The following is an 8,968-nucleotide window of genomic DNA, read 5'->3' as shown; positions in this document are numbered from 1 at the left end:
CGGGAGCATTTCCGGCCCAGAAATCGCGCCCACAACACGAAACGGGAGCGGGCCTGTGGACGAGCGTTCACCCCGTGGCGTCGGCTCTGGCACGGTCGGTGCATGGCGACGCCCGATCCAGGAGCTGCCTCGCCGTTCTCCGTGCGGACAGCGCTGGCCCGGGGTACCTCGGCCGAGTCGCTGCGCGTCGGCGACGCCCTCACGGCCCCGTTCCACGGTGTCCGTGTCCCGGGTCCACGGCTCGACGACTTCCTGACGCGTTGCCGCGCCCTGGCGACCGTGCTCGACAGCTCCGTCGCCTTCAGTCACGGGACCGCGCTCCGTCTGCTCGGCGTCGACGTGCCCTGGACGATGGCCGGCGAGGACGCGCTGCACGTGATCTCGTCGAACCCGGCGGAACGCGCTCAGAGGCCCGGGGTGGTCGCGCACCGCAGCAGGCAGGAGAGTCTCGACGTCGTGGACGTCGGCGGTTTGCGGGTGACCGCACCGGCACAGACCTTCGTCCATGTCGCCGTCGGTCTGCGGCGCCCGGACGACGTGGTGGTGCTCGGCGACTCGTTCCTCCGCCGCAAGCGGATGCTCACCTCGGTAGCAGAGATGGCCCGCAAGGCGGAGTCGACCCGCAAGGTCAAGGGCATCGCACAGGTCCGCGAGCAGCTCTCGCGGGTCCGGCCGGGCACGGACTCCGTGATGGAGACGCGTACGCGCCTGCTCCTCACCGGCGCGGGGCTACCCTGCCCCCAGGTGAACGAGGTCGTCTGGTTGGCTGACGGCACCTACGTCAAGCGGTGCGACCTGCTCTACCCGGACCACCAGGTGGTGATCGAGTACGACGGCGACCAGCACCGGACGGACAAGGAGCAGTGGCGCGACGACGTCCGTCGTCGCCGATGGCTCGAGGAGCTCGGGTTGACGGTCATCGTCGCGGTGGCCGACGACATCGTCCGGGACGGGACCAGGCTGGTGGAGCGCACGCGGCGAGCCCTCCGGTAGCCGTTGTGGGCGCGAAATCTGGGCCCGGTATGCGCCCATAAGGTGCATAACGGGCCAAGAATCGCGCCCACAACTACGCGCGCACGGTGCTCGGCGCGAGCCGGCGCCCGGCGCACGGCACGCGGCACGCGGCACGCGGTCAGTGGCGGTTGCGGTAGAGGTACATCGTGATCGGGGCGAACACCGCAGTCATCACGACGGCGGAGATCAGCACCGTGGTCACGTCGCCCCAGCCAGCCGTGCCGGCCATGAGGCCACGGACCGCGGTGACCAGGTGAGACACCGGGTTGAGGTCCACGAAGGTCTGCAGACCCGCCGGCATCGTGGACGGGTCCACGAAGATGTTCGACGCGAACGTCAACGGCATGAGGACCATCATCGACACGCCCATGACGGCGTTCGGGGTGCGCAGCAGCAGGCCGAGGATCGTGAAGATCCAGCTCAGCGCGAAGGCGAAGACCAGCAGCAGCGCCACGCCGGCCACCACGCCGAGCACCCCACCGTCCGGCCGGAACCCGATGAGCAGGCCCAGCCCGATGCACATGATCGAGGCGATCGTGTACCGGACGGTGTCACCCAGCAGCGCCCCCACGATCGGTGCCGGACGCCAGATCGGCAGCGACCGGAACCTGTCGAACACGCCCTTGGTGATGTCCGTGTTGAGCGTGTAGCCCGTGTACACGGTCACGATGATGATCGTCTGCACCAGGATGCCCGGCAGCAGGAACTGGATGTAGGCGTCCGTGGAACCCGCGATCGCCCCACCGAACAGGTACGTGAACATCAGCGTGAAGATGACGGGGGAGACCAGCACGTCGAAGAGCTGCTCCGGCACGTGCTTGATCTTCAGCAGGGCCCGCCAGGCGAAGGTCAGCGAGGTCGAGACGGCCGACGGGCGTGCCGGCCGCTCCTCCAGCGCCACGGCCTCGCGCATCGTGGTCGTGCTGATGTCGACGGCGCTCATCGTGCCACCTCCTGCTCGACGGCCGCGCCGTCGCTCGTCTCGTCCGCCGGCAACGGTGCGCCGGTGAGGGTCAGGAACACCTCGTCCAGGCTGGGCTGCCCGAGGGAGAACTCCGGGACGGCGATTCCTGCCTCGCCGAGCGCGGGCAGGACCTGCGCCACGAGGTGGGCTCCGTCGTCGGGCACGCGTGCGCTCAGTGCGTACGGGTCGGTGGGCAGCGTCGGTGCGGTCCCGAGCACCCGCTGGACGACGGCGACGGCCTCGGCGCGCTGTGCGGCGTCGGCGAGGCGGATCTCGACCGCACCCTGGCCGACCGAACGCTTGAGCTCGGTGGACGTGCCCTCGGCGATCAGCTTGCCGTGGTCGATGACGCCGATCCGGTCGGCGAGCTGGTCCGCCTCCTCCAGGTACTGCGTGGTGAGCAGCACCGTGGCGCCGTCGTCGACCAGCACCCGCACGATGTCCCACACCTGGTTGCGCGATCGTGGGTCGAGCCCGGTGGTGGGCTCGTCCAGGAACAGCACACGCGGGGAGAGCACCAGCGACGCGGCGAGGTCGATGCGACGGCGCATGCCGCCCGAGTACGTCTTGACCTGACGCGGGCCGGCGTCGGTCAGGCTGAACGCCTCGAGCAGGCTCGCCACGCGATCGGTGGCGGCCCGCCCGCGGAACCCGTACAGCCGGGCGAGCATGAGCAGGTTCTCGGTGCCCGTCAGGTCCTCGTCCACCGACGCGTACTGGCCGGTGAGCCCGACGGCGCTGCGCACGGCGTCCGCGTCGTGCACGACGTCGTGACCCAGGACGCGGGCGGAGCCGCCGTCGGGCCGCAGGAGCGTGGCGAGCATGCGCACGACCGTCGTCTTGCCCGCGCCGTTGGGTCCGAGCAGGCCGAAGACGCTCCCGGTGGGGATCGTCAGGTCGACGCCGTCGACGGCCTTGGTGGTCTTCTTGCCGGAGGTGAAGTGCTTGACGAGCCCGGTCGCCTGGACGGCGGGACTCGAGTCAGGGGTGTCGGTCATCTCAGGGGTCTCCTCGGTCGCCTCGTCCTCACGTTAGAACCTACGACTCGGTACCGACAGGGAATTCATCGCTCGGCAGACGGGTACCGGTCGTCGTGGCCGATCCCTGTCAGTACAGTGCCGCGCATGCCCCTCACGCGTGTCGATCACCTCGACCCTGCCTACCTCCACCACTGGGTCGCGACCCAGGCCGGCATCGCCCGCACGCCCGGGGTGCAGTACGCCGTGCTCGTCCGGGGCGAGGTCGTGCTCGACGGGGCATGGGGCGTCACCGACCTGACGTCCGGCACCCCGCTGCGCGGCGACCACCTGTTCCGCGTCGCGTCGCACTCCAAGACGTTCACGGCCACCGCCGTCGCGCGCCTCGTGGAGCGAGGAGAGATGCGCCTCGACGACGCGTTGGCCGCTCACGTGCCCGAGCTCGGCGGCTCGCGGGCCGGCGAGGTCACCGTGCGGGAGGCGCTCGGGCACACCGGCGGGCTGCGGCGCGACGGCGAGGACGCCGACTTCTGGCAGCTGGCGGCGCCGTTCCCGGACCGTGCCCACCTGCTCGACTCCGTGCTGACCAGCGGCGACGTGCTCGACCGGGGCGAGGCGTTCAAGTACTCCAACCTCGCCTACGGGCTGCTCGGCCTCGCGATCGAGGCCGTGACCGGCACCCCGTACGCCGAGCACGTGCGCACCGACCTCCTCGAGCCGCTCGGCCTGGCCGACACCCACCCCGAGCTGGACGACGACATCGACCGGCGCGCCGTCGTCGGGCACTCGGCACCCGTGCTCGCCGAGCCCGGCCTGCCCGTCCGGTTCGCCGACGGGCGGCTGCCCGTGGCCGCCGCGACCACCGGAGCGCTCGCTGCCGCCACCGGGTTCTGCTCCACGGCGCGCGACCTGGTCCGGTGGGCCGCCGCGCACTGCGACGGGTCCGACCTGCTGAGCCCGGCGACGCGGCGCCTCCTGCAGCGGGCCGAGTCGGTGGTGGAGCTCCCGGGTGCTCCGCGCCGCGAGTACGGGCTCGGGTTCGAGTCGCGCGAGATCGCCGGCCGGCGCGCCGTCGGGCACTCGGGCGGGTTCCCCGGGCAGATCACCCGGACCTGGTTCGACCCCGAGCGCGGCATCGCCGTCGCCGTCCTGACCAACGCCGTCGACGGGCCCGCCGACCAGATCGCCGGCGGCCTGTTCTCCCTGGTCAGCAAGGCTCTCGGCGATGCCGCCGACGACGGCGGGCCGGCTCGGGCCGGGCAGGCTGCGGCCGCGCACGGCTCGCCCGCACCGCACGCGCTCGACCGGTGGACCGGCTGCTTCGCGAACCTGTGGGGCATGGTGGACGTGGCGCGGCTGGGGGAGCAGCTGTGGCTGATCGACCCGCGCAAGGCCGACCCCTTCGTCGGCGCCGAGGAGCTGTCGGTGGACGGCTCGGTGCTGCGCCCGGCGGTGCACGACGGGTTCGGCCCGGTGGGTGAGGCGATCGAGGTGCTGCGGGACGACGCGGGCGAGGCGGTCGGCGTCGTCGTCGGCGGGATGACGTCGTGGCGCGCGGCGGACTACGAGCGCGAGCGGCGCGCCCAGGCGGAGCCGCTCACCCGCTGACCGTCGTGGCCGCGGTGGGCGTTGTGGGCGCGTCGAGCGCTGCGGCCGCGTCGAGCGCTGTGGGCGCGATTTCTGGCCCGTGATGTCCGCTTTGTCATGGTGTTCGGCCCAGAGATCGCGCCCACAACGCTCGGGGTCAGCGGTCGAGGGGCTCCAGGCGCGGGGCCGGCAAGGGGCGCGGCTCCTCGAGGGTCTGGACGCCCACGGCGTCGGGAGCGAGCAGGCGCATGACGGCGTCGTCGAGGTTCTCGCGGATCGCCGCCTCCAGGGCGTCGGCGTCCCGGGCCTCGAGGAGCTCGACGAGCGGAGCGTGCGACTCGGCGGCGTCCGTGCGCACCGTGTACTCGTCGCTGACGGTGAAGCTGGCGATACGCACCTCGACGATGAGGGTGCTCATCCACTGCTGCAGCCAGGCGTTGCCGCTCGCGGCCACCAGCTCCCAGTGCACGGCGAGGTCCGCCGCCCCGACGCGCAGCGCGTCGTGCGCGGCCTCCGCCTGCACCAGCGCGTCGTGGGCGGAGCGGACGGCGGCGACCTGCTGCTCGCTCGCGCGGTCGACGGCGAGCCGGGCGGCCGTCGTCTCGACCATCGTCCGGGCGGTGTAGAGCGGACGGATGCCGTCCCGACCGATGGTGCGCACCGACAGGCCGCGGCCGGGGGTGGCCACGACGATGCCTTCCGCGACGAGCCGCTGGGCCGCCTCGCGGAAGGCGCCCCGGCTCACGCCGAGCTGACGGGCCATCTCGATCTCCCGCAGGCCGGACCCCACCCGGAGCGCGCCCGAGTAGATCGCGTTGCGCAGCTCGACCGTGATCAGGTCGACGGTGGACGGGCGGGTGACGGGCGAGAGGGCGGGGGCGGTTCCGACCGCGGGGCGAGACGCCGAGGGCATCTGAGCTCCTTCCTAGGTCACGACACGACAACGATCACAGGTCTCCGACGTTTCTGGCGCATGTCGCCGTACGAGTCGACCCGCAGGTAGCGGCAAGATCCCGCCGATTGTGCGATTGTAGGACAATCAGACAGACCGACGTGCAGATTGTCGGGACGTCCATATCGCCGCTACCGTGGCGAATCGTCCACACATCTCAGTCCCGCGCGACTCCAGCAGGCGCCGGGGCCACGGAAGGGAGACTCCCGTGCAGTCCACCAGGACCACGCATCGCCGCCGCGCACTGGCCGCGGCCGGCTCCGTCCTCGCTCTGACCGCCCTGACCGCCTGCTCGAGCGTCGACGACGGAGGCTCCGGCGACGGCGGTGGCGACGGAGAGGGCGGCTCGACGCTCTCCGAGCTCCAGGACGCCGGCGAGATCAACGTCGGCTTCTTCGGCGAGGTGCCCTACAGCTACATGGAGGGCGAGGAGCTCACCGGCGCCACCATCGAGCTCGGCCGTCAGATCTACGGCGAGCTCGGCATCGACACCGTCTCCGGTACCCAGGTCGAGTGGAACGCTCTGATCCCGGGCGTCCAGGCAGACCGGTTCGACGCCGTCAGCGCCGGTATGTCGATCCTGCCCGAGCGCTGCGAGCAGGCCGCCTTCGCCGAGCCCACGATCATGTACACCACCGCGTTCCTCGTCCCCGAGGGAAACCCGAACAACCTGACGGACTGGCAGTCCGTGGAGGGCGGGGACGTCACGGTCGCCGTCACCCAGGGTGCGATCGAGGCCGGCTACGCGGAAGAGACCGACGTCGACGCCATGGAGGTCCCCGACCGCCAGGCAGGCCTGGACGCCGTCATGACCGGCCGTGCCGACGCGTACGCGCTCACCGGCATCTCCCTGCGCGCCCTCGCCGAGGAGACGGACCAGCCCGTGGAGGCCACCGAAGCGTTCGTCGCCACGATCAACGGCGAGCCGCAGATCGGTGCCGGCGCGGAGGTCTTCCGTCAGGAGGACACCGAGCTGCTCGCGGCCTACAACGAGCAGCTCTCCACGATCCTCGCGGACGAGGCCGCCTGGCTGGAGATCATGGAGCCGTTCGGCTTCAGCTCTGCGGAGTTCCCCCCCGAGGGCCTGACGGCCGACGCGCTCTGCGACCCGGAGCAGGACCTCTCCGACCTCGCGGACGAGCTGGGGATGGACTACTGACCGCATGTCCGATGACCTCCAGGCACTGATCGACCGACTTCCCGATCTCGGCACCAGTGTCCTCGTCACTCTGGAGATGACGCTCGGCGGGGCCGTCCTCGCGATGGTCGTCGCCGTGGTCCTCGGATTCGGCTCGCGCACCCGCTCGCTCTGGGTGCGCGGGCCGTCCCGCGTCGTCGTCGAGTTCTTCCGTGGCACGTCGCTCGTGGTGCAGATCTTCTGGATCTTCTACGTGCTGCCGCAGTTCGGGTTCAAGATGGAGGCGCTCGCCGTCGCCGTCGTCGCGCTCGGGCTCAACTACGGCGCCTACGCCTCCGAGGTGGTGCGCGGCTCGATCGAGTCCGTGCCGAAGGGGCAGTGGGAAGCAGCCACCGCGCTCAACATGACGTGGTCCCACAAGGTGCGGCGCGTCATCTTCCCGCAGGCGTGGGCTCTGATGATCCCCATGCTCGCCAACCTGCTGATCCAGCTGCTCAAGGGGTCAGCCCTGGCGTACTACATCACGCTCCACGACCTCAACTTCTGGACGGTCGAGCTGCGCCGGGCCACGGCGGACACCATCTTCAGCTACACCGCCGGCCTCCTCGTCTACTTCGTCATCGCCTACCTGCTCACGTGGGGCATGAACCTGCTCGAGGAACGCGCCAAGCGACGCCTCGGCCGCGGGACCAGGCCTTCCTTGCGCGAGACGTTCGGGCTCAAGCCGCCACCGCTCGTGGAGGCTCCGAAGGTTCCTGAGAGTGGCATGACGACGGGAGGTGGTGCGCGATGAACGACATCTGGGACTGGGAGCGTGCCTGGGAGGTCCTCCCCGAGCTGCTCGAAGGCCTCGTCGTCACCGTCGAGGCCACCGTGATCGGCATGGTCATCGCATCGATCCTCGGGCTCTTCATCGCGCTGGCGATGCGGGCTCCGACGCGGTGGGTGCGGATCCCGCTGCGATTCGTCACCGACTTCATCCGGATGACGCCACTCCTGGTGCAGCTCTCCTTCGTGTGGCTGCTGTCGCCGCCCTGGGTTCCCCTGCTGGCTATCGGGTGCACCGTGCTCGGAGTGCACTACGCGACGTACATGTCCGAGGTGTACCGCGCCGGCATCGAGGCCGTCCCGAGAGGACAGTGGGAGGCCGCGACCGCCCTGAACATGGCACGGGGGCGCACGTGGCGTGCCGTCATCCTGCCGCAGGCCATCCGCAACACCTTGCCCGGCCTGGGCAACTACGCGATCTCGATGTTCAAGGAGACGCCGTTTCTCTTCGCGATCGGCATCGTGGAGATGTACACACGGGCGCAGAGCTTCGGTGCCAACACCTTCTCGTACGTCGAGCCCCTGACGATGGTGGGCCTGCTCTTCCTCGCGGTGAGCTACCCGACGTCGCTGCTGGTGCGCAGGATGGAGATCCGCCTTGCCTGACCTGAACCACTCCCCAGAGAGCCGGACCATGACCACGAATCCGGACGGCACGCCCGTCATCGAGTTCAAGGACGTCGTCAAGCGCTTCGGCGACAACGTCGTCCTGGACGGACTCAACTTCTCCGTCCCGCAGGGACAGCGCATCACGCTGATCGGCCCGTCGGGATCCGGCAAGACGACGATCCTGCGCCTGCTCATGACGCTCGAGGAGCTCAGCGGCGGACTCATCCTCATCGACGGCGACCCGTACACCCACGAGTACCGGGGTGACAAGTGGATCTCCATCCCGGAGAAGCGCCGCCGGGTGGTCCGCAACCGGGTCGGCATGGTGTTCCAGCAGTTCAACCTTTTCCCGAACATGTCGGTGCTGGAGAACATCATCGAGTCCCCCGTCCACGTCCTCGGCAAGTCCAAGGACGAGGCGGTCGCCGACGCCGAGCGGCTGCTCGAGAAGGTCGGGATGACGGAGAAGCGCGACTTCAACACGAACCAGCTCTCGGGCGGTCAGCAGCAGCGCGTGGCGATCGCCCGGGCGCTGGCGATGGACCCGGAGATCCTGCTGCTCGACGAGGTCACCTCGGCCCTGGACCCGGAGATCGTCGCCGACGTCCTCGGGGTCCTGAAGGAGATCGCGGACACCACGGACATCACGATGCTCCTGGTGACGCACGAGATGCAGTTCGCGCGCGAGGTCTCCGACCGCGTGCTCATGTTCGACAAGGGCCAGATCGTCGAGGAGGCCGACCCCGAGACGATGTTCACCAACCCGCGGCACGAACGCACCCAGGAGTTCCTCAAGGCCGTCCTCGGCTGAGGCTCACCAGCACGGCCGACGGCCCGTACCGTCCCTCCGCAGGGACGATACGGGCCGTCGTCGTCCCCGCCCTGGCGTCCGCTGTGGG

9 protein-coding genes are annotated in these 8,968 nt (G+C 70.3%); 6 read left to right on the top strand and 3 right to left on the bottom strand.

Annotated features, from left to right (window positions below):
- The first annotated feature begins 102 nt into the window (after positions 1-102).
- Complete coding sequence (locus MWU57_RS17760) at positions 103-993, top strand: DUF559 domain-containing protein (protein ID WP_246911024.1); 891 nt, start codon at positions 103-105, stop codon at positions 991-993.
- A gap of 139 nt (positions 994-1,132) precedes the next feature.
- Here the strand turns inward: MWU57_RS17760 and MWU57_RS17755 are convergent, their stop codons facing one another.
- Positions 1,133-1,957, bottom strand: a complete 825-nt coding sequence (locus MWU57_RS17755) for an ABC transporter permease (RefSeq protein ID WP_106267454.1) — start codon at positions 1,955-1,957, stop codon at positions 1,133-1,135.
- On the bottom strand, positions 1,954-2,976 hold the full coding sequence (locus tag MWU57_RS17750) for an ATP-binding cassette domain-containing protein (RefSeq protein WP_106267456.1): 1,023 nt from the start codon (positions 2,974-2,976) through the stop codon (positions 1,954-1,956). Before MWU57_RS17750 ends, MWU57_RS17755 begins: the two co-directional genes overlap by 4 nt.
- Before the next feature lie 126 nt (positions 2,977-3,102).
- Between MWU57_RS17750 and MWU57_RS17745 the strand changes: the two genes are divergently transcribed.
- On the top strand, positions 3,103-4,563 hold the full coding sequence (locus tag MWU57_RS17745) for a serine hydrolase (protein WP_246911023.1): 1,461 nt from the start codon (positions 3,103-3,105) through the stop codon (positions 4,561-4,563).
- Between the two features lie 136 nt (positions 4,564-4,699).
- Here MWU57_RS17745 and MWU57_RS17740 read toward each other — a convergent pair whose 3' ends face one another.
- Positions 4,700-5,455: a GntR family transcriptional regulator gene (locus MWU57_RS17740; RefSeq protein WP_106267460.1), complete on the bottom strand. Its 756-nt coding sequence runs from the start codon at positions 5,453-5,455 to the stop codon at positions 4,700-4,702.
- A 247-nt stretch (positions 5,456-5,702) separates the two neighbouring features.
- On the opposite strand from MWU57_RS17740, the gene MWU57_RS17735 reads away from it, so the two are divergent.
- The 4 genes from MWU57_RS17735 to MWU57_RS17720 are packed head-to-tail and all read left to right on the top strand — an operon-like array spanning position 5,703 to position 8,880.
- Complete coding sequence (locus MWU57_RS17735) at positions 5,703-6,653, top strand: transporter substrate-binding domain-containing protein (protein WP_246911022.1); 951 nt, start codon at positions 5,703-5,705, stop codon at positions 6,651-6,653.
- Positions 6,654-6,657: 4 nt separating this feature from the next.
- Entirely contained in the window at positions 6,658-7,425 is a 768-nt protein-coding gene (gene ehuC / locus MWU57_RS17730; protein WP_246911020.1) for an ectoine/hydroxyectoine ABC transporter permease subunit EhuC, read from the top strand.
- Positions 7,422-8,066 carry an ectoine/hydroxyectoine ABC transporter permease subunit EhuD gene (gene ehuD, locus MWU57_RS17725; protein WP_246911019.1) on the top strand — a complete coding sequence of 215 codons (645 nt, stop codon included), beginning with the start codon at positions 7,422-7,424 and terminating at the stop codon, positions 8,064-8,066. The genes ehuC and ehuD overlap by 4 nt, the downstream gene beginning before the upstream one ends.
- A gap of 28 nt (positions 8,067-8,094) precedes the next feature.
- The gene (locus MWU57_RS17720) at positions 8,095-8,880 is read left to right on the top strand and encodes an amino acid ABC transporter ATP-binding protein (RefSeq protein ID WP_246911017.1); all 786 of its coding nucleotides are present in this window, start codon (positions 8,095-8,097) and stop codon (positions 8,878-8,880) included.
- The last annotated feature ends 88 nt before the right edge of the window (positions 8,881-8,968 follow it).

The sequence above is a fragment of the Isoptericola sp. S6320L genome (assembly GCF_023015685.1).
GTDB lineage: Bacteria > Actinomycetota > Actinomycetes > Actinomycetales > Cellulomonadaceae > Isoptericola > Isoptericola halotolerans_A.
Note: the sequence above shows the minus strand (reverse complement) of the source record. Positions and strands in the feature narration are given on the sequence as shown.

Excerpts from the sequence above, each read along its gene's own strand:
- MWU57_RS17760 (WP_246911024.1), top strand. The coding sequence starts at position 103 with ATGGCGACGCCCGATCCAGGAGCTGCCTCGCCGTTCTCCGTGCGGACA.
- MWU57_RS17755 (WP_106267454.1), bottom strand. The coding sequence starts at position 1,957 with ATGAGCGCCGTCGACATCAGCACGACCACGATGCGCGAGGCCGTGGCG.
- MWU57_RS17750 (WP_106267456.1), bottom strand. The coding sequence starts at position 2,976 with ATGACCGACACCCCTGACTCGAGTCCCGCCGTCCAGGCGACCGGGCTC.
- MWU57_RS17745 (WP_246911023.1), top strand. The coding sequence starts at position 3,103 with ATGCCCCTCACGCGTGTCGATCACCTCGACCCTGCCTACCTCCACCAC.
- MWU57_RS17740 (WP_106267460.1), bottom strand. The coding sequence starts at position 5,455 with ATGCCCTCGGCGTCTCGCCCCGCGGTCGGAACCGCCCCCGCCCTCTCG.
- ehuC (WP_246911020.1), top strand. The coding sequence starts at position 6,658 with ATGTCCGATGACCTCCAGGCACTGATCGACCGACTTCCCGATCTCGGC.
- ehuD (WP_246911019.1), top strand. The coding sequence starts at position 7,422 with ATGAACGACATCTGGGACTGGGAGCGTGCCTGGGAGGTCCTCCCCGAG.
- MWU57_RS17720 (WP_246911017.1), top strand. The coding sequence starts at position 8,095 with ATGACCACGAATCCGGACGGCACGCCCGTCATCGAGTTCAAGGACGTC.